19 protein-coding genes are annotated in these 19,811 nt (G+C 34.2%); 8 read left to right on the plus strand and 11 right to left on the minus strand.

The window, feature by feature from the left end; translation table 11 throughout:
• Positions 1-118: 118 nt before the first annotated feature.
• The 6 genes from LN736_RS13480 to LN736_RS13505 all read right to left on the minus strand — a co-directional run bounded on the left by LN736_RS13480 (position 119) and on the right by LN736_RS13505 (position 4,356).
• On the minus strand, positions 119-1,225 hold the full coding sequence (locus tag LN736_RS13480) for a uroporphyrinogen decarboxylase family protein (protein WP_179977335.1): 1,107 nt from the start codon (positions 1,223-1,225) through the stop codon (positions 119-121).
• A complete protein-coding gene (locus tag LN736_RS13485; RefSeq protein ID WP_150356704.1) occupies positions 1,222-1,854 on the minus strand; it encodes a cobalamin B12-binding domain-containing protein in 633 nt (210 codons plus the stop codon). Before LN736_RS13485 ends, LN736_RS13480 begins: the two co-directional genes overlap by 4 nt.
• Positions 1,855-1,933: 79 nt before the next feature.
• Positions 1,934-2,491: a DUF2284 domain-containing protein gene (locus LN736_RS13490; protein WP_150356703.1), complete on the minus strand. Its 558-nt coding sequence runs from the start codon at positions 2,489-2,491 to the stop codon at positions 1,934-1,936.
• On the minus strand, positions 2,488-2,910 hold the full coding sequence (locus LN736_RS13495) for a hypothetical protein (protein ID WP_150356702.1): 423 nt from the start codon (positions 2,908-2,910) through the stop codon (positions 2,488-2,490). The genes LN736_RS13490 and LN736_RS13495 overlap by 4 nt, the downstream gene beginning before the upstream one ends.
• Positions 2,903-3,511, minus strand: coding sequence for a GTP-binding protein (locus tag LN736_RS13500; RefSeq protein WP_229981723.1), 609 nt, complete (start codon positions 3,509-3,511; stop codon positions 2,903-2,905). The genes LN736_RS13495 and LN736_RS13500 overlap by 8 nt, the downstream gene beginning before the upstream one ends.
• Positions 3,512-3,558: 47 nt before the next feature.
• Entirely contained in the window at positions 3,559-4,356 is a 798-nt protein-coding gene (locus LN736_RS13505; RefSeq protein ID WP_150356700.1) for a methyltetrahydrofolate cobalamin methyltransferase, read from the minus strand.
• A gap of 218 nt (positions 4,357-4,574) precedes the next feature.
• Between LN736_RS13505 and amrA the strand changes: the two genes are divergently transcribed.
• From amrA to LN736_RS13525, 4 genes are all read left to right on the plus strand, one after another.
• On the plus strand, positions 4,575-5,978 hold the full coding sequence (gene amrA / locus LN736_RS13510; protein ID WP_179977331.1) for an AmmeMemoRadiSam system protein A: 1,404 nt from the start codon (positions 4,575-4,577) through the stop codon (positions 5,976-5,978).
• Positions 5,979-5,988: 10 nt separating this feature from the next.
• The gene (gene amrS / locus LN736_RS13515) at positions 5,989-6,846 is read left to right on the plus strand and encodes an AmmeMemoRadiSam system radical SAM enzyme (RefSeq protein WP_150356698.1); all 858 of its coding nucleotides are present in this window, start codon (positions 5,989-5,991) and stop codon (positions 6,844-6,846) included.
• 124 nt (positions 6,847-6,970) lie between these two features.
• Positions 6,971-7,912: a CsxC family protein gene (locus tag LN736_RS13520; protein WP_229981724.1), complete on the plus strand. Its 942-nt coding sequence runs from the start codon at positions 6,971-6,973 to the stop codon at positions 7,910-7,912.
• Between the two features lie 193 nt (positions 7,913-8,105).
• Positions 8,106-9,323, plus strand: a complete 1,218-nt coding sequence (locus LN736_RS13525) for a CsxC family protein (RefSeq protein WP_229981725.1) — start codon at positions 8,106-8,108, stop codon at positions 9,321-9,323.
• Between the two features lie 345 nt (positions 9,324-9,668).
• Here LN736_RS13525 and LN736_RS13530 read toward each other — a convergent pair whose 3' ends face one another.
• Both LN736_RS13530 and LN736_RS13535 read right to left on the minus strand, forming a co-directional pair.
• Positions 9,669-10,658 carry a carbohydrate-binding protein gene (locus LN736_RS13530; protein ID WP_150356696.1) on the minus strand — a complete coding sequence of 330 codons (990 nt, stop codon included), beginning with the start codon at positions 10,656-10,658 and terminating at the stop codon, positions 9,669-9,671.
• A gap of 161 nt (positions 10,659-10,819) precedes the next feature.
• A complete protein-coding gene (locus LN736_RS13535; protein ID WP_229981726.1) occupies positions 10,820-11,914 on the minus strand; it encodes a glycerol dehydrogenase in 1,095 nt (364 codons plus the stop codon).
• 244 nt (positions 11,915-12,158) lie between these two features.
• Here LN736_RS13535 and brnQ point away from each other — a divergent pair, with 244 nt between their 5' ends.
• Positions 12,159-13,517, plus strand: a complete 1,359-nt coding sequence (gene brnQ / locus LN736_RS13540; protein ID WP_229981727.1) for a branched-chain amino acid transport system II carrier protein — start codon at positions 12,159-12,161, stop codon at positions 13,515-13,517.
• 85 nt (positions 13,518-13,602) lie between these two features.
• Here the strand turns inward: brnQ and LN736_RS13545 are convergent, their stop codons facing one another.
• The 3 genes from LN736_RS13545 to LN736_RS13555 form a co-directional block, all read right to left on the minus strand.
• On the minus strand, positions 13,603-14,253 hold the full coding sequence (locus tag LN736_RS13545) for a flavodoxin family protein (RefSeq protein ID WP_150356693.1): 651 nt from the start codon (positions 14,251-14,253) through the stop codon (positions 13,603-13,605).
• Between the two features lie 94 nt (positions 14,254-14,347).
• A complete protein-coding gene (locus LN736_RS13550; RefSeq protein WP_150356692.1) occupies positions 14,348-15,745 on the minus strand; it encodes a PH domain-containing protein in 1,398 nt (465 codons plus the stop codon).
• The gene (locus tag LN736_RS13555; RefSeq protein ID WP_229981728.1) at positions 15,738-16,163 is read right to left on the minus strand and encodes a PH domain-containing protein; all 426 of its coding nucleotides are present in this window, start codon (positions 16,161-16,163) and stop codon (positions 15,738-15,740) included. Before LN736_RS13555 ends, LN736_RS13550 begins: the two co-directional genes overlap by 8 nt.
• Before the next feature lie 401 nt (positions 16,164-16,564).
• Here LN736_RS13555 and LN736_RS13560 point away from each other — a divergent pair, with 401 nt between their 5' ends.
• The 3 genes from LN736_RS13560 (at position 16,565) to LN736_RS13570 (ending at position 19,713) form a co-directional block, all read left to right on the plus strand.
• Positions 16,565-16,933 (plus strand): MerR family transcriptional regulator, encoded by a 369-nt coding sequence (locus LN736_RS13560; protein ID WP_229981729.1) that lies wholly within the window; start codon positions 16,565-16,567, stop codon positions 16,931-16,933.
• A gap of 35 nt (positions 16,934-16,968) precedes the next feature.
• Positions 16,969-18,405 carry an MFS transporter gene (locus LN736_RS13565; RefSeq protein ID WP_229981730.1) on the plus strand — a complete coding sequence of 479 codons (1,437 nt, stop codon included), beginning with the start codon at positions 16,969-16,971 and terminating at the stop codon, positions 18,403-18,405.
• A gap of 108 nt (positions 18,406-18,513) precedes the next feature.
• A complete protein-coding gene (locus tag LN736_RS13570) occupies positions 18,514-19,713 on the plus strand; it encodes a multidrug effflux MFS transporter (protein ID WP_229981731.1) in 1,200 nt (399 codons plus the stop codon).
• The last annotated feature ends 98 nt before the right edge of the window (positions 19,714-19,811 follow it).

Raw genomic sequence — 19,811 nt, forward strand, 5'->3', positions numbered from 1 at the left:
TAGTTAAATATTACATTTGAGCTTTGAACTTCAATCAAGTGATTCTCAGGTTCAAATGGAGTTTGCTTATAAGAAATGCTTTCCCATGATCAATTTTTATATCGACTCAAGAATCCACTTACTTTCCAGTTGCTGCAGAAATCATGGCTTTTACATTTTCAGGCTTTGCATTAGGAGGTATAGAGCATCCACTAGATAATATAAACCCATCTCCCATGTCCTTGACAAGCCTGGAGGCATAATCGTATACTTCATCAGAAGTTCCAAGAACAAGTTTCCCTGCCGGCACATCTCCCTTGATGCACTCACGATTTCCCAATTTATCTTTTATCTTATAAATATCAGTTACACCATCTGTTTCAAATACAATTTTACCCTTGGGAAAATCCTTGAAATAATCCAAATCTCTTTCCCAGTTCCCATCGCAATGAATATCACACACTGCACCTTCTTCTATGATTATATCTGCTGCACCTTTAATATATTTCCATACAAAACGTTCCCATAATTTAGGTGAAAAGAATTCGCTGGCTCCTCTTGCAGGGGATAAAAACACCACAGTAGGCTTGACAGCTCTCATCTGTTTCCTCAATTCATCCATGTTTTCCTTCTGGATAACTTGTAAAACAGCTTCCACTTTATCCGGCATTCTATATAAATCCATCATGAATTTTGAAAGTGAACGTCCCCCACCCAGAGCTTCATTAGCAGTTAATGTTACAAAGGGACTGTATACTACATAACCGGAATCTTCAATATTTTTATCTGCCTGAGATGCATAAAGCAAATCACTTGTAATACCATCCACATCGACTTGTAATCTGTTTTTAAGATAATCTTGTTTGAAATCATTCCATCCTTTATTTAAAATAACATCATAATCTTTTACAGTCATCATTTCGGCTTCATCCAACTGCCACAGCATATCATCCGGCAGCTCACGGCCTGGAAGTCTTACTTTTGACATAAACACCAAAGGAAATATAGGACCTGCAGCATAAGAAGAGTTTACTCCATCTACCTCTCCAAAAGCTTTCAATGAATTCAATATCACTTTGTTGGATATTTTAATGCTCTTGCAAAACTCAGACATTTTAACTCCCATATGTTTGGCACAAAATCCATCCATCATTAATATAACGGGTGTTCTATCCGTTTTTTCAAGTGCTAATGCTTTTTTTAATCTATTCAGCCGTTCATTATATAATTCCTGGTTGCTTTTCATTTTGCTGCACCTCCCATAATTTCTTTACAAAAGTCTACAGTTTGCTGGGCATCCTTACATACCATATCTGCATTTGCATACTTACCTGTGGCTTCATCTACAGGCCCTCCACCTATCAATATTTTCAAGTCCTTTCGAAGTCCTGCATCTTCTATAGTTTTTATACACTCTCTTATATTGTTAAAACAGGTAGTTAAAAGACAGGATATTCCTATAACCTTAGGTTTATACTTTTTTATGGCTTCAATGTATTTTGAAGTAGGTACATCAACCCCCAGATCTATGACTTCAAACCCATTGCTTCTCATCACAGTAGATACAATATTTTTTCCTATGTCATGGATATCATCGTATATCGTTCCTATTACAAATTTGCCATATTTGGAATCAGTGGATTGATCCAACCCGCCGATTAGCTGTGAAGCTTCATTAAACACTTCTGCAGACATAATGAGCTCTGAAAGGAAATACTCCTTTTCCTCAAATTTCTTCCCCACAATTGACATACCTTCCTGTAAATAACCTATGATTTCAAGTGGAGCAGTTCCAACTTCCTTCAATCTTTTTACTTCCGAAAGCACCATGTCTTCATCTAGATTTGCCATTGCATCAACTAACTTTTTACTCATAACATATCCTCCCTTTAATAAACATAAAAATCTTGATGTTAACTTTTTTATCATAAATTAAATAATATAACTTAAAACATTAACCTTCATTGAAAAGTATTAACCCTGCATAAGAAATTGTATTCAACCCGTTATAATATGGAATCCCGCAGCTTTTTTCAAGAGCTATTACATCAATTCCATAGGCCTCCAAGGACGAAAGCGCCCTGTCTGGAAATCTGCACTCAGTTCCTTCAACATAGGTACATACCTTGCAGAGCCTGCAGCATCCAGCACTTAAAGGCAATATCTCTTTAAACTTGTATTTAGCCCTCACGTGAGAAAGAATTTTTCTAAATATTTCCTCATGAATTTGAGCTGAAGCCTTCATTCCCTTTAGGTCAAAGGTACCTGACAGTTGATGTACTGTCTGTATTAGAAGTCCCTCATTATATCCTTTAGCTTTAGCTATCAATTCATCAATTGGACCTACAGCTGGTGGTCCCATCCAGTTGGTGTTGTAATTGCCGCAGACATTTTTTTCACATGCCTTTCTGGCATCCTCATAAAATTTAATCTGTGATACATCTATCATCGCTGCATGATCAGCCTTTAATTCAATTGCTTCTTTTACCAAAGATTGAAATTTAGATCTCATACATTTCTCTCCTCTGAATCAATGGATAAACTTTTATTCAGATTTTTTAAGGCCTCTGACTTTAAACTTTCCTCATCAGTTCCAAAAACAATCAGTGTAATATTTAAGTCAATATGCTTAATATTGCTTTCATCTTGTCCTGATAATTCTTTTACATTAATTTTTTTACCAGTAGTCGCAATCCAGATATTAAAATTATTTTCACTCTTTGCAAAAACCTTCAAATGTCCTATAAAATATTTATTCTTCTGTACCCATTTTTTAACATTATTCATAAATTCTAAAATACTATCTCTGATTTCATCTCCTGTAAGTTCATTTTTGAACTCAAAAGAATTGGAATAGGAAAATACTGCAGGTGTCTCCTTAAACCTTCCATAAAAAATTCCATGGAAATGATCTCTATGGATATCATTCATATTTTCCAGTCACCTCTTTCCATATATCTTTATCTGTACTTGTATTTGCAGACAACATATGCAAACCAGCTGTTGGATTAAGCTTTTTCACATGATTTTTTATTTGTTCTAATTCTTTTTCTTTAACTAAATCCATTTTGTTTATAAGTATTATATCCCCATCTGCTATTTGATTAGTTATAAGTACAGGCGTTACAGCAATGAGCTCCTTAAAACGCTCTCCATCTACTACTGTTACAATTTTTATACTATCTATGTTTTTTCCATACTCCTTCAATGTACTCAATATTCTACCAGGATAAGCCAATCCCGTGGTTTCAATAATTACCCATTCAGGATCTATTTTTTCATGAATATCATTTAATGTAATTATAAGATCTGAAGAAAGCTGGCAGCATATACATCCTGAAAATAATTCTCTGACACTTAAGCCACTGTATTCAAGAACCTTATCATCAACTCCAATTTCTCCAATCTCATTCTCAATAATCACCACGTTTGATTTAACTGAATTTTTGTTTTCCAGCAGGAAATGTGACAGAGACAATATTAAACTTGTTTTTCCTGAACCGAGAAATCCTCCAAAAATAATTAAATTCACTTTATTTTGCCTCCTTTTTTCAGACTAAAAACACAAATCCAAATTTATTATTTATATATGCCATCGCGAAAACCTTTGATAAATTTCCTTGAAAACCTGTCCTGGCCCATCAATGTCTGAGATGCCATAAGCGAGGCTCTCATTTCATTATCTGTCGGATCCAAAATATAGGAATCCATTCCCCTTGCCATGGTCTGTATCATAAATGTCCTATTCAGTAATTTTCTTGCAGGAAGGCTGTAAGATATGTTTGTAAGCCCGCAGACAGTGTGTATTCCAGGGTATTTTGCCATAATTTCCTCTATGGCATCAAGTACTTCTACTCCATGCTTTTCTCCTGCACTTATAGGTTTTATAAGAGGATCTATATATATGTCATGAATGTCAATTCCCTCATCTGTAAGCCTGCTAACAAGGTATTCTGCAATTCTAAGTCTATCTTCTTGTGTTTTTGGCATTCCGGTATTATCAATACAAAGAGCTATGATTTTGGAATTGTATTTTTTTATCAGCGGAAGTACCGCACTCCATCTTTCATCCTCACCTGTTATAGAATTTATCATAGGCCTTCCATTTTGTGACTTTCCAAGTCCAGCATCTAAAGCAAGAGGGTTTGGACTATCTATACAAAGAGGCAAGCTGCACCCTTTAAGCACATTGTCTACTAGCCATTTCATAATTTCAACCTCAGCCTGCATAAACGTGCCGCAGTTCACGTCAATATATGTAGCTCCACTCTCCTGTTGAAGTTTTGCAATATACCTTATATACTGTCCATCTTTCTTTTTCACAGCTTCAGATATCAGTTTTCTGCTGGTATTTATTAATTCCCCTATAATTTCCATTTACTCTGCCTCCCTTTAATTAAACATTTACATTAACCATAGAATAGCACATGTATTCCGTAAATTCATCTTACATAGTGACTAATTCTACTATATTTATTTATACATATTGTATTCTTTTAAAAAATTACTTTTATACCTATAACTATTTAGTAAAAAAGAGTATTATTATTATAAAAACTCTATTAATCAGATAAATTATTTTCGAGGTGATTTTGTTGAGTATAAATGGTTTTTACTTGTCCCCCCACCCTCCCATAATAATTCCCGAAGTAGGCAGGGGTGAGGAAAATAAAATAGCTGATACCATAAACAGTTTAAACGAAGTATCAAAGGATATTGCAAAAAAATCTCCTGATACCATAATAGTAATTACACCACATGGCACCATGTTCAGGGATGCTGTAGCACTTACCTTTTGTGACAGTGTAAGCGGCAGTTTTAAAGACTTTGGTGCAGGTAGTGTATCCATGAAACTCTCTATCGATAAAGAACTCACAGATAAAATATATCAGACTTCAATATCACAAAAAATTCCCGTTGTAATGGCTGATAACTCATTGTTGTCTAGATACCACAGATCTACAGTCTTAGATCATGGAGCTATTGTTCCACTTTATTTTGTAAATAAAAACTATACAAATTATAGACTCGTTCATATAACTTATGCACCAATAGATGATATAGAGCTCTACAAATTTGGCATGATAATAAGCAAATCTGTAGATGAACTAGGTAGAAACGCAGTATTTATTGCAAGTGGAGATCTGTCTCACAGACTCAAAGAAGAAGGACCTTATAGTTATAGTCCAAATGGTGAAAAATTCGACAGAGAATTTTTAAATGACCTCAAAAAGGGAAGCGTAGAGGATACTTTCAGCATAGATAAAAGTGTAATACAGGATGCCGGAGAATGTGCAAGACGTTCTGTGCTCATTCTCCTTGGAGCCTTTGACGGTAAGAAATTCAAAGGCAATCTTTTAAGCTATGAAGGACCCTTCGGTGTAGGATACGGCGTTATGAAATTTGATGTTACTTCAAAGGGCACTTCCATACTTGAAATCTTAGAAAAAAACAGGAAACACAGATATGAAGAAAAATTAAACTCCATGGATCCATATGTCCGTCTGGCCAGAGAAAACTTGACAAATTACTTAACAACCGGGAAACCTATATCTAAACTTCCCGATTACGTAACTCACGAGATGAAAAACAGTAAAAGAGCCGTATTTGTCTCATTAAAAAAATACGGGGAGTTAAGGGGCTGCATAGGTACTTTACTCCCTACCGCCAATTCAGTGGCAGAGGAAATCATAAGAAATTCTATAGAAGCCGGTATCAACGATCCAAGATTCATTCAAGTAAATAAATCAGAGCTTACAGATATAATCTTTTCCGTAGATGTGCTCACAACACCTGAAATTTGTACTAAAAAAGACCTAAGCCCTAAAAAATACGGAGTTATCGTAGAAAGCAAGGGAAAGACTGGTGTTCTACTTCCAGACTTAGAAGGTGTAGATACTGTAGATAAACAATTGTCCATTGCTTTGAAAAAGGGAAATATAAATCCTCATGAAAAATATACTATAGAAAGATTTAAAGTGGTAAGACATATAGAATAGGGTGATATTTATGAAAATGGAAGCTAAATTTTATGAAAAATTAAACGACAATAGAATTCACTGCTGCCTATGTCCTCACAACTGCATTATAGGTGAAAACAATTTTGGAAGGTGTAAAGTAAGAACTAATGAGAAAGGAAAACTTTTCACTATCAACTATGGAGAAATAACTTCTATTGCTTTAGATCCTATAGAGAAAAAACCCCTATACTATTTCAAACCCTCAACTTGTATATTATCTGCAGGAAGCTTCGGATGCAATTTTACCTGCAGCTTCTGCCAGAATTATAGTATTTCCCAGTTCAAAGCAAAAAGCCATTTTCTTCCCCCGGAGCAATTGGTAAAAGCAATATTGACCACCAAAAATAATATAGGCATTGCTTTTACTTATAATGAACCCACCATATGGTATGAATATGTATATGAATGTGCAAAGCTTTTAAAAGAAGCAGATAAATCTTCTTCTGTAGTTCTCGTAACCAACGGGTATATAAATGAAAAACCTTTAAGTGAACTTATTCATTATGTAGACGCCATGAACATCGATTTAAAAAGTTACAGCAATAAATATTACAGCAATATCTGTGGTGGAAACCTAAAGCCAGTATTGGATACAATAAAAATTTCATCTAAAATCTGCCATGTGGAAATAACCAATCTATTAGTAACTGGTGAAAACGACAATATGGATGATGTAGAATCCATAGCAAAATTTCTAAGCAGTATAGATAAAAATATTCCTCTTCACCTAACCAGGTATTTTCCACGATATAAACTGAGTAATCCCCCTACGGATATAAAATTCATGTTAAAAGCAAAAGAAATTGCTAAAAAATATCTCAACAAAGTGTGCCTGGGAAACATATGAATATTAAATATGGATATTCTTCCTGTAACAAAAACTATAAATATGAATAGTATATATTAGAATCTGATACAGTCAACATTTACTAATCATATTTTCTTAGATAAAAAGGAGGATAACATTATTTATGAGTGATGTATATGAATCAGGTCAAAAAAATGAAGTTTATACAGACAATACCTCTAATAATTTAGCTTATAATCAAAACAATGATAAATCTTGTGCAATTGTTACGGCTAAAACTGAAGGTATGTGTGATCAAATTCGTGTAAAACCAGATGTGATTCCATATGGAGACACATTTGTTAAAATTCCAGTTATACTAGCAGAGACAAATATAACTATTCCAGTTGAAGCTACTATAACATTAGACAAAGAAGCAATAGAAATAAAACGTATTAAGAAGAATGTATATTTAACTCAATGCCGCCTTATTCCTTTCTCTCAAGATAAGAAATCCGATACCGGTATATTATATATATCAGGTTTCGTAAGAAAAAATATTGAGTATGCAACAGAAAAATGTATAAGCAGTGACAAAAAAAATATATGCGGCGATATAAGACACTGCACAGTTAAGGTACCTTTTAATTGTACTACTAGGGTTAAATTCATTAGAAAACCTTTCTTCCGCAGTAACCCTAATTCACAAGAGCTGCAATACTTTACAGATAGCCTCAAAAGCTGTGACGTTTGTGCAGATCCTATAATTGGACGTAATCCTTGTGATCAAAATTTCACTACTACGGAAATATTTAATGAAAAACCTTTCTGTGAATTAGTAAAATCATGTATTACTGAAGTTGACATTCATAAATGTCCAGTTCCAGTAAACGGTAAACTCTATGGAAGTCCTATGGAGCAGGAGTTCCGTACATTCACCGAAAAAATAGTGATAGATCTGACATTAAAAGTACTGCAAAAACAACAGGTAAGAATCGATTCACTGGGAGAACCTAAGAAGACTTTTGAAAATTCATCTCAAAAATATGATACTTCTGTCTCTGAATGCACTCCGTGTGATCCAGTTGACCCTCATGATCCATGGCCTAAAGAAAAAGATTGTTAGAAGTAGAAATTTAGTAATATTAATATCTTTCTAAATATTATATTGTCTAACTTATATACTGAAGATCCAAAGCTTATCTAAAAAAAGTTTTGGATCTATTTTTTAGAATATAAAAAACAGTGATAAAATGATCTAAAATAATTGTACCTTTCAAACACCTTAATTTACAATACTATTAAAAGGGGAATGAATTATGGAGATAAAATATTCTTCAACTGAATATGATAAAAATCATCCTGGAAAAAATTATTATGACAATGAGCTTAACAGGAAACATCATAAGAGACATCATAAAAGAAAAGACCATGACAGGCATCATAAAAAGCATCAGAATAAAGATTATGAAGTGATCTTAGATAATGAACATAATATAAAAAATGATAAAAAACACCGTGAGCACAATAGCCACAGATATAGAGAAAGACATGATAAAAAACATTATAGTGGAAAAAATTATTTGTGGAACCACTATTACAAAAAATTTTTAGTATTTGAGAATGATAAAATCGTAGAATACATTGAACCTAATAGAAATTATTACAACAATCAAAACAAAAAATATATAGAAGATAATTCTGTTCATACGCCAAATCTTCTTGAATCTGATTTAAATCATAATCAACAGTGCAATGAAAATCATATCTTATTAGAAAATGTTAATACTGAGCAAATTATACCCTCAAATAAAAATAAAATTGCTGTCGAAAATTGCGAAACGACCGTTACTTCAGAAATGCTACCTCTTTGCGAAAACATTCCTTATATTTCCAAGGCAATTAAAGGACCAGTGACGATAAAAGTTCCAGTAGTACTAGCAGAATGCAAAGTAATTATTACTGTTCAATCTTCCCTTAAGCTGCAAGATACTGTATCAGAAATTAAGGACATAGGAAAAAACGTATATTTAAATCAGTTTAAATTTACACCTAGCTTTGAAAGCCACAAATATAATACGGGAATAGTATTCATAGATGGTTTTATTAAAAAAAATATTGAATATATTTCGAAAGAACAGGTTAAAGGAGAAATTTTAAAATATTCTTCCGCTAAAATACCATTTAAGTGCGCCACTAAAATCCCCCTTAAAACTCCCCCTAAATTTACACCTACTCCTTCTCAAAATAAAATAGATATATCAGAAACTGATGTTAAAATCTGTGGTATTTCCGAAAAAGATAGTATAGCTCAAAATGCCCATGAACAAAATTTTAAATTAATTCAACCTTTTAATGAAAGTGTATTTTGTCAATTGATAAATTCAGAAATTGTTGAAACTGATATTCTTGAACATCCAAAAAACCAAGATCGCAAATCGTCTTTAAATAAGGATTCCCATAAAATTACTGAAAAAGTGGTACTGCTCCTAACAATAAAGCTGCTGCAAAATCAATATGTAGAAATCTCACCATAAAACTTGTTTATAAATAAAGTGATTCTTAAGTTTGCTAATTTCGGAAGTGTTAGCAAATGGGAGTGTTCGGATAGAAATTAGAAATGAAATATTTGTAAAATGTACCTGAATTTTATATACAGGTACATTTTTATTTCAACATATTATTTTTTATATACATCCTACACAGAAAATATCGTACAGTAATTTTTCAAAATTTCCCTGGAAATATAAAGAATATAATACTTAATTTATTATATTATACAAATAACTTACTATATGCAACTGCATAGATTATATTGAAAATAGTAGAGTTCAAATATCGTATTTCCACTATTTGGTATTTGAACTCTTCAACTTTTGAATTTAGTTTCTGTATATATGCCACATGGCATTATTTCTTCCTCTAGCAAATACATCTGTTCTATTTGGCCCCCAAGATACCGCAGCAGGTTCGGAAGTTATGTTTCCACCCAAGCTGCGCCAATCACTCCACCTGGATCCATTCCATGATCTAGTAATCAACTGGTTATTTAAGCCTCTTGCAAAGACCTCAAGTCTATTTGTCCCTCTGGAAGAGACAGCCGGGCCGGAAGTTAATCTTCCGCCAAGATCTTCCCATGAACTCCAACGAGAGCCATTCCACCACAGATGATACAATCGATTACCTTGTCCACGTGCAAATACGTCAATTCTGTTGTTTCCCCAGGAAACAGCGGCAGGTGCCGAGGTCAAGTTTCCACCTAGGCTTTCCCAGTCACTCCATCTAGAGCCATTCCACCATTTATGCCACAGTGCATTGTCTGTTCCCCTTACAAAAGTATCCAGCCTATTAGGAGCCCATGACGAAACGGCAGGTGCCGATGTCAATGTACCTCCAAGACTTTCCCAACCACTCCATCGTGAGCCATTCCAGAATATATGCCACATAGCATTATCAGTACCTCTTGCAAATACATCAATCCTGTTGTTTCCCCAGGAAACAGCAGCAGGTGCCGAGGTCAAGTTTCCACCTAGGCTTTCCCAGTCACTCCATCTAGAGCCATTCCACCATTTATGCCACAGTGCATTGTCTGTTCCCCTTACAAAAGTATCCAGCCTATTAGAAGCCCATGATGAAACGGCAGGTGCCGATGTCAATGCACCCCCTAGATCTTCCCATCTACTCCATCTGTCACCAGGCATTTGTGGCACGAACATGTTTCTATAACCATTTTCATAAGAACGTATGAGATCTTCAGGATAATCATAATATCCAAGATCGTCGTAATATCCCATCTGTCTATTTAAAAATGGACACATGGGTTCATCAATACGGTATAGATATGGACAGCGGAAAAATTCATTACTATACATTAGGAACCTCCTTGCATTCTTGTTCCTTCTTAAATAATTTACCAATTATATTGTATGGATAGTACTCGCAAAATGTTACAGATAAAATAATCTTGCTCTGTCAATCTTTTAAAAATATATAAAGAAGGGCATCTTGCCCTTTTTATACAATCCATATTTTACTATTTAAAATATTCCCGGCCAAGTAAATCCGCTGTCAGTATTGCATCATACAGCTGATCCGGAGTTACATCTCCTGCTAAATTATGAACTGTCTCTCCCGGCACACAAGCTTTTTGAGCCGCTATATAGACTCTTCTTTCATCCGTTACACCAATTTGGTTTAATGTTATAGGCAGGCCCACTTTATAGCAAAAATCCATGACCTTTTTTAATTCTTCTTGCGGAGCCCTTTCCAAAATAAGCTGTGTCATAGTACCAAATGCGACTAAAGGTCCATGCATTGTGTTTTCACATTCTTGCAAAGCCGTAAATCCGTTGTATACAGAGTGTGAAACCGCAAGTCCCCCATTATCAGCACCTACTCCACTCAGATATACATTAGCCTCAATAATGGCTTCCAGAGCAGGTGTAATCAAATGTTTCTCACAGGACAACTTGGCTTGGTAGCCGTATTCCATCAATGTGCTATAACATAATTTGCAAAGTGCCATGGCAGACATGGATATGCCTCCATTTTCTAGGCTTGGAGAATCAGTTCTAACACAAGCCCTGGCTTCAAAATAGGTACCAAGTGCATCTCCCATACCCGCTACTAGAAATTTTACAGGTGCATTTGCTATAATTTTGCTATCCACTATAACTGCTTCTGGGTTTTTAGGATAAAATAAATATTTGTAAAAAGTACCATCATCATTGTAAATAACAGAAAGTCCTGTACAAGGTGCATCTGTAGCCGTTACCGTAGGTACAACCGTTACAGGACATTTTTCATAATAAGCTGTAGCCTTGGCTGTATCAATAGCTGAGCCTCCGCCAACTCCTACAACCACCTCAATGTGCTCATCTCTTACAATTTTTCTCATCCTTTCAATTTCACTGTTGGAACTAATCCCGCTGAAAATTTCAAAATGTAATTTACTATCAGTATTCTCAAAACTTTTTTCAATTTTAACATGACAATTTTTGTATCCGCTGTTACTGCAAATAAATAGGAAAGAAGAACCTAAATCCTTGGTTTCTTCATAAAAATCCAACAGCGAATCTTTTCCCTGTATATACTTTAATGGAGCTCTTAGTAATTTTAATGTTGCCATAAATAAAACATCCTTTCCTGAATATTATTGTAAAGAATTTGTTTGTTATTTTATTGTCAATTAAATAATAACATTTTCAGTTCACAGTAGCAATATCACAAATAAATTTTTTCAGAAAATAAAAAATTATACGGTAGTTAAGTGTGCTTGAGAGCATTTATGGTATTATTAATAAATGAATTCTTTTATCTATCAATAAGAGAATTCATAAAATTATCAATTTATAGTTGGGGGCTGATTTATTTTGGATAAAAAATTATCTTTATGGTCTTACATCATAGTTGGGTCTATGCTGTTTGGACTATTTTTTGGGGCAGGAAACTTAATATTTCCAGTACATATGGGACAAGAGGCTGGTGCCCATGTATCTATAGCAACATTGGGATTCCTCATAACAGCTATTGGTCTTCCCTTTTTAGGTGTTGTTGCCATTGGTGTTTCCGAAAGTTCAGGCTTATTTGATCTTGCAAGCAGAGTTCATCCCATTTATGGTTACGTAATGACACTGCTGCTATATTTAACAATAGGACCATTTTTTGCACTGCCCAGGACTGGAACGGTTTCCTATGAAATTGGACTTACTCCTTTTATCCCAAGTCAATATGCTAGATTAGGGCTTGCTCTGTTCACCATCATATTTTTTCTTGCGGCACTGTTTTTTTCTTTAAGGCCAAACGAAATTCTCACCTGGGTTGGAAAAGTTCTAAATCCAATTTTTTTAATATTTCTTGCTATTTTAATAGTAACAAGTATTGTACATCCTATGGGAACCGCAGCCAATGCAAAAATCGTGGATGCCTATACCAATACTCCCTTTTTTAAGGGGTTTTTAGAAGGTTATAATACTATGGATGCATTAGCCTCTCTGGCTTTTGGAATTATAGTTGTAAGAACATTAAGAGACCTTGGAGTTACAAGTTCAAGGGGAATTGCAGTTGGAACTATCAAATCCGGTATAGTAACCATTTTACTCATGGGACTGATTTATGGATGTCTGGCTTACGTAGGTGCTACAAGTGTTGGAAAATTTCCTGTATCCGAAAATGGAGGAATTGCGCTAGCCCAGGTAGCAAACTATTATTTCAGTTCCTGGGGCAGTATTTTGCTTGCGTTGATTGTAACAGTAGCCTGCTTGAAGACCGCAATTGGACTTATAACTGCTTGTTCCGAGACATTTTATAAATTGTTCCCGAGAAGTCTTAACTATAACAGCTATGTAATTCTTTTTACAATCATAGCTTGCCTTGTAGCTAACGTTGGATTGACTCAGATAATTTTACTTTCAATCCCCGTTTTAATGTTCCTGTACCCACTAGCTATCGCTTTAATTTTACTCGGTTTATTATCGCAACTTTTCAAAAACCGCCAATGCGTATACGTGCTCACTACACTGTTCACTCTCTTTGTAAGCATAGCCGATTGCATAAATGCCCTGCCATCTGCAGTTAAATCCATACCTTTTATACAACATATTTTGAAATTCTATGGAAACTACATTCCATTTTTCAATCTTGGCATGGGATGGGTTGTACCTATGATTACAGGACTTATTCTCGGACTTATTGTTTCCCTTTTTACAAGGAAAAAAACAATATTTGCTTAAATTTTAAAAATCGTAATAAAAAAGCACAAGTCAATACGATAACTTGTGCTTTTTTACTACTCATATTTCTAGAAAATCCACAAAATTATTTTCGACTTTCTGCCAATTTTTCACCTAATTCATAGGCTCTTCTACAATCTTTCGGAAATACTTCTCTATGTCTTTTCATTTTTTTCTCCGAATCAAATAATGTGCTAACATATCTGGAATAATCAGAAAACTGTAATGTATCTGTTGAATAAAGTTCCTCTGTAGGTCCAAAAATACGCTCTACAATCTCCTGCATTTTTCGGAAATATTCCTTATAACCTACTTTCTCCAAATTACATTCATCTACATTCATGGTATAAATAAAAGCCGATGGAATTTTCTTCTTTAGCAAACTTGAATGATTTTTATCATAAACAAGATATTGGAATAGCAGTCGTTCCAAAAAACACCGCAGAGCTCCTGTAACATCTCCCAGATAAACAGGTGAGCCTATAATAAATGCATCTGAATTCTTAATTTTTCTTAAAATCGGTGTCAGATCATCCTTAAGTATACATTTTCCATAACTCTTTCCACCAACTTCCTTGCAGGAAAAACAGCTTATACATCCCTTGTAAGAGAGATCATAGAGGTGTACCATTTCAGTTTGAGCCCCCCGTGAAGCTGCACCCTTCAATGCATTTTCAAGCAAAGTTGCAGTATTCCACTTCTTTCTCGGACCTCCGTTAATCGCAATTATTTTCATAATTTTACATCTTCCTTCCATATAAATTATATCCTTTATATGCCGCATAAATATTGCATCTACATCTTATATAGATTATATTACAATTCATATTTTATTTAAAAGCTCTTTCTGCAATACCGTTCTTTAAATTTTTTACTTTTAAAATTTTGCCAGCATTTGAACTGTACAAAATAATACTGTAATCACAGAATCCCCTTCTGTGTTGAAAATAAGTGTGAGACACAGTAAGCGATTGAACCGCTGTCATTTTCAATACAGACTGAGTTTTATTGAAGCCGTGATAAGCCATGTAAATTAAATTTTTATCAGTCCCAAAGGCAGTATTTTTAAATTCAAGATATCCTATAATCATCAGAAGCAATAGCAATATTAAAGTAAATACCGCAAATTCAGGCTTTATAAAAAGACATATAAGAACCGTAACTGCCCAAAAAATAATTTTTTTATAGAAAAATCTAAAACCTGCATTTTTATTTGGTTTTGTAATTTCCCCAATATATTTGAATTCACACAGCACATCTTCAATAATTTGATCTTTTAAAGAATTGGTACACATTGGATACAGTATAGCTTTTTCTTCCTTTTCATCCCCATACCCGATACTTTCAATTTCCATTGTAAAAAAGCCAAAAAACTGCATGAGGAATGTCTGTTTTATATGGATCCCCTTTATCTTTTCCCTGTCAAAACTGTAACTTTTCCTGTTTACAGCCCCATATTTAATGTATATTTTGTCTCCATTCGACCACATCTTAAAATCATAGTATTTGAAAAAGACATATATTATTGACAAAATCATGCTTATAAATATCAGTCCCAATACTATAAATGATATGGTGTATACGGCATGGTAGATATCTTCTCTCTTAAGTTCGTCCACATACAGAGAAGTATTTACAGAAACAAAATTTTTTAGATATTGGTCAAAAAATTGCTGTGCCACAAACAACATCCCAATTCCCTTCAATACTGAATTTGATATAAGAGAATATACAATGAGTTCTCTAGGTTTTACGGTATATGGTTTTTTCTCCTGACTTTCATTATCAATAGTTCCTCTCTTCAATAGAATGTCTCTCAACTGATCAGTTCTAGTTCTTTTTAAAGTAAATTTTAACTCACTGCCTTTGTTTGAAGTATCTCCAGTGTCAATTTTAATAGTGGCAACCTTGAAAACCCTCTCTATAAATTTTTGAGAAACGTCTATAGTATTAATTCTTTTAAATGGAATCTCTACTTTTTTTATATTGAATATCCCCTCCTGATGATATATAGAGCTTTCCCTTATTATAAAAAAATTTTTTCTCCACATCAGAAATTCACATAAAATAACCACAGCAAACAGCCCGCTCCCTATAAGTATGGACTTCATTAATCCTATTTTGCTAACCAGGACACCTACTGCAACTACAATTCCTATAAACTCCTTAATCAATTTTGCCATATCATAAAATATTTTTAAAATATGGTTTCTCTCTGCTTTATACATTTCTCTCTCCCATTTCTATAATTCTTTTAAGTCTTTCCGAAATTGCTTCTGCCTCTTTAACTGGTATTGCAGGTATTTCGTGGCAGCCACCTGCAGTTATAATATTTACAGAAGTTATTTTGTAAATTCTCTGAATGGGCCCCTGCTCTATCTTTAAATTTTGGATTCTTGAAATAGGAATTATCGTCTTTTTTCTGACTATAATTCCCCTTATCAGTTCAATTTTGTCTTCAAATATACCATATTTCCACTGCTGATATTCTAAAAACGGCCATACAAAACTTTCCATTATGGAAAATAAAATTATGATAAATTCCAATATATTTATTAAATAATTAACCATTAATATATAGTTGAACCTTGGAACAATAAGTAGATATTTAATCAAAATATATATGGTAAAAATTATGATACTCACTATTGTTCTTCCAATGATCCAGGTTTTAATAGCATTCCTATCGATACTTTCATACCCCATATCCACACCTATCCTTTCATTATCAATATCAATCTATAGCATTTTATACACTTCACTTTCATATTATATCAGATTTTTCAGCAAAACCATATTCCATTAGATAGCAGCACCATACAATACTATAGCTGCCCTCAGCCGCTGTAAATCTGTAAATTCATTACCTTGACGTTAACGTTTATCAGTAGTATAATTTATTTTTATCATGTAAATATATTCTAAATCAAGTGATTTTTAGATTCAAATGGAGTTTACTTAAGCAGCATCGAAATAAATATTAGGAAGGCGATATTATCACTTATAAAGATAACTATAAGATTGAAGAAGTAGCTCTAAAAACCAATTTGACCAAAAGAACTCTCAGGTACTATGAAGATATGAAGCTTGTCATACCAAAACGGAGCAACTGTGGTTACAGATTGTACACAGAAGAAGACATAATGAAAATTGAAAGAATTAAAGATCTAAAAAACACTCTGGGCTTTTCCCTGAAAGATATAAAAAATTTTATGATGATTAAAAAATCCGTATCTGAAATGCTTGAAAATGACAGCAGCAAAGATACGGATGAAATTCAAAAATATATTAAAAAAATAAAAACTCAGATAAGTTCCATAGAAAATAAAGAAAAATCTCTGGAGAGAATAAAAAAAAGATGCTGCGATCTGCTTGAAAATTTACAGAAATTAGACAGCAGTACATACAATGTATGATTTATTTTCAATTATAAGACAGGAGATGACATAAAATGAATAAACCAGGTTACAAATGGATTGCTCTTTCATGCACCACAATAGGAGCTCTTTTTTCTGTGTTAAGCGCAAGTACCCTCATGATTGCCCTGCCTGTGATTATGAAGGATTTAAATGCAGGCATGGGCATAATAATGTGGACAATAATGGGATATATGTTTTCGTTGACTATCTTAGTACCTTCTATTGGAAGAATAGCAGATATGTTCGGCAGAAAAAAATTATATGTTTCTGGCTTTTCCCTATTTACCATAGCATCATTGTTCTGCGCACTGTCTTCAACTGGAACTGAACTTTTGATATTTAGAATGGTACAATCTGTAGGTGCTTCTCTCATGATTGCAAACAGCACCGCTATAATAACAGATGCTTTTCCTAAAGGAGAACTGGGAAAAGCCCTTGGAGTAAATTCAATGGTGGTAAGCGTTGCCGCAGTTATAGGACCAATTCTAGGAGGATTTCTAATAAATTTCGGCTGGAGAAATATTTTTTACATCAACATTCCCATAGGTATTTTCGGAACTTTTTGGGCTGCAATATCCCTTAGAGAAATGAAGGATACTAATGTTGATGAAAAATTTGACTTCAGTGGTACATTTACTTTTACTTTTGGATTACTTTCTCTTTTGCTTGCCCTTACACTTGGAGGATTTACAAAATGGCTGAATAAGCCTGTAATACTGCTGTTTTCAATTGCCATGTTACTTATAGCCGCATTTATCTATATTGAAAATCACAAAGAGTACCCCATGCTGGATATGAGACTCTTAAAAACAAGACTTCTTGCCTTTGCATATGCAAGCACACTTTTAAATGGTATTGCCAGAGGTGCCGTAACATTTCTCCTAATATTTTATTTTGAAGGAGACAAGGGAATTGATCCAATAACGGCAGGTATACTTCTATCCCCTTTTGCAATTGCAATGATGGCTGTTTCACCTGTAAGCGGCTGGATCTGCGACAAATACGGCGCAAGGATACTGAGTTCTGCAGGCCTCCTGGTATCTGCTCTTGGTCTAATTGGGTTTATGAAAATAAGTACAACTTCTTCCATGGGAACTTTGGTACTCTGTATGATAATTACTGGAATCGGATCCGGAATGTTTTTTTCTCCAAATACCAGTGCAATAATGTCAAATGTCCCGGCTGATAAAAGAGGAATAGCCGCAGGAGTAAGAACTATGTTTAATAATGCAGGAATGGTTCTGAGCATTGCCATATCCATGGCTATAATTTCTACAAGCATACCTCCTGACGCAATGCAGTCTCTTTTTGTACATTCTCATGTTTCCTCTGCCAGTATTGCATCAAACCAATTTATAAGGGGTCTTAGAACAGCCTTTACAATCTCGTTTTTCTTCAGCCTTTTTGCAGCTTTGATATCATATTTGAGGGGACCTGCACCTAACTGGAATTCCCAATCCGTCAGTTAGGTATAAATTTCAATTGGATTAAATTACTCACTTTCATTCATTACAGCACAACTGTAATGAATATGTAACAATGATTAACATTTATAAAAACTGTAGGAGGAAAATCAATTGATATCTAGAACAAATAGTAGTAAACCATCTATAGGTCTTATTTTCTTACTGGGAACATTAGGAGCCTTCGGTCCTCTTTCTATGGATATGTACCTCCCTTCACTTCCACTAATTGAGAGGCAAATGCATACAACTACTTCTCTCACACAGATGAGCATAACAACTTGCTTAATAGGGCTTGCAGTAGGTCAACTTATAGTTGGTCCTTATAGTGACAAACATGGTCGAAAAAAGCCCCTTCTGGTGGGACTCATTATTTTTACAATTATTTCTTTTTTATGTTCCTCTGTCACTTCAATCTGGGTGCTTATCATTTTAAGATTTATTCAGGGAATATCAGGTGCAGCAGGTCTTGTAATTTCTAGAGCCATCGCCAAAGATCTCTACGATGGTACAGAACTTACAAAATTCTTCTCATTACTCATGGCAGTAAATGGTATATTCCCAATTTTATCACCTGTTTTTGGTGGGATCATTTTAAAATTTACCACCTGGAAAGGAGTATTTATAGTCCTTGGCATTATCGGTATAATTTTATTTTTAGCAGTACTTTTCTACTTTAAAGAGACACTGGCAGCTGATCTTTCAAGGGAAAATAAATACAAGAATACTCTTACTGTAATTAAATCATTGGTCAGCGATAGAATTTTTATAAGTTATGCCCTTATACAAGGTTTGATCACGGGGGCAATGTTCTGTTATATTTCCGGCTCTTCCTTTGTACTTCAGAATATATTCGGACTGTCTGCTCAGGATTTTAGTCTAGTATTTGCAACAAATGGTCTTGGAATTGTATTGATGTCGCAAATTACAGGTAAACTTGCTGAAAAGCTGGGAGAAAATTTACTGTTGAAAATTGGTATTTCCATTGCTGCCTTTGGAAGTACAGCTCTATTTATCAGCTCATTTTTGCCAAAATATTTATTATTGGTAACTATTCCACTGTTTTTTATAGTGTCCACAGTAGGAATTGTAAACACAGCTGCCTTTTCACTGGCCATGCAAAACCAAAAAAAATCAGCTGGAAGCGCTTCCGCTATATTAGGACTTTTCATGAACCTAGTCGGTGGAATACTTTCACCGTTAGTGGGAATAGGCGGAAATTATACTTATCTTCCTATGTCTGCACTTATTTTAATCTGCGATATCAGTGCATTTTTGATTTATTATTTGTATGTGAACTACCACTACTTATAGAAGTAGATGGCTTCTTAGTCAATATTCCTAACGGAACAAGTTTACCTAAGCTCTAAAGGTCGAACCAACCTCAGTGTATTACCAAAATTATATGGCTA

Origin of the sequence: Clostridium aromativorans, assembly GCF_020908015.1 — a bacterium.
Lineage (GTDB): Bacteria > Bacillota > Clostridia > Clostridiales > Clostridiaceae > Clostridium_B > Clostridium_B aromativorans.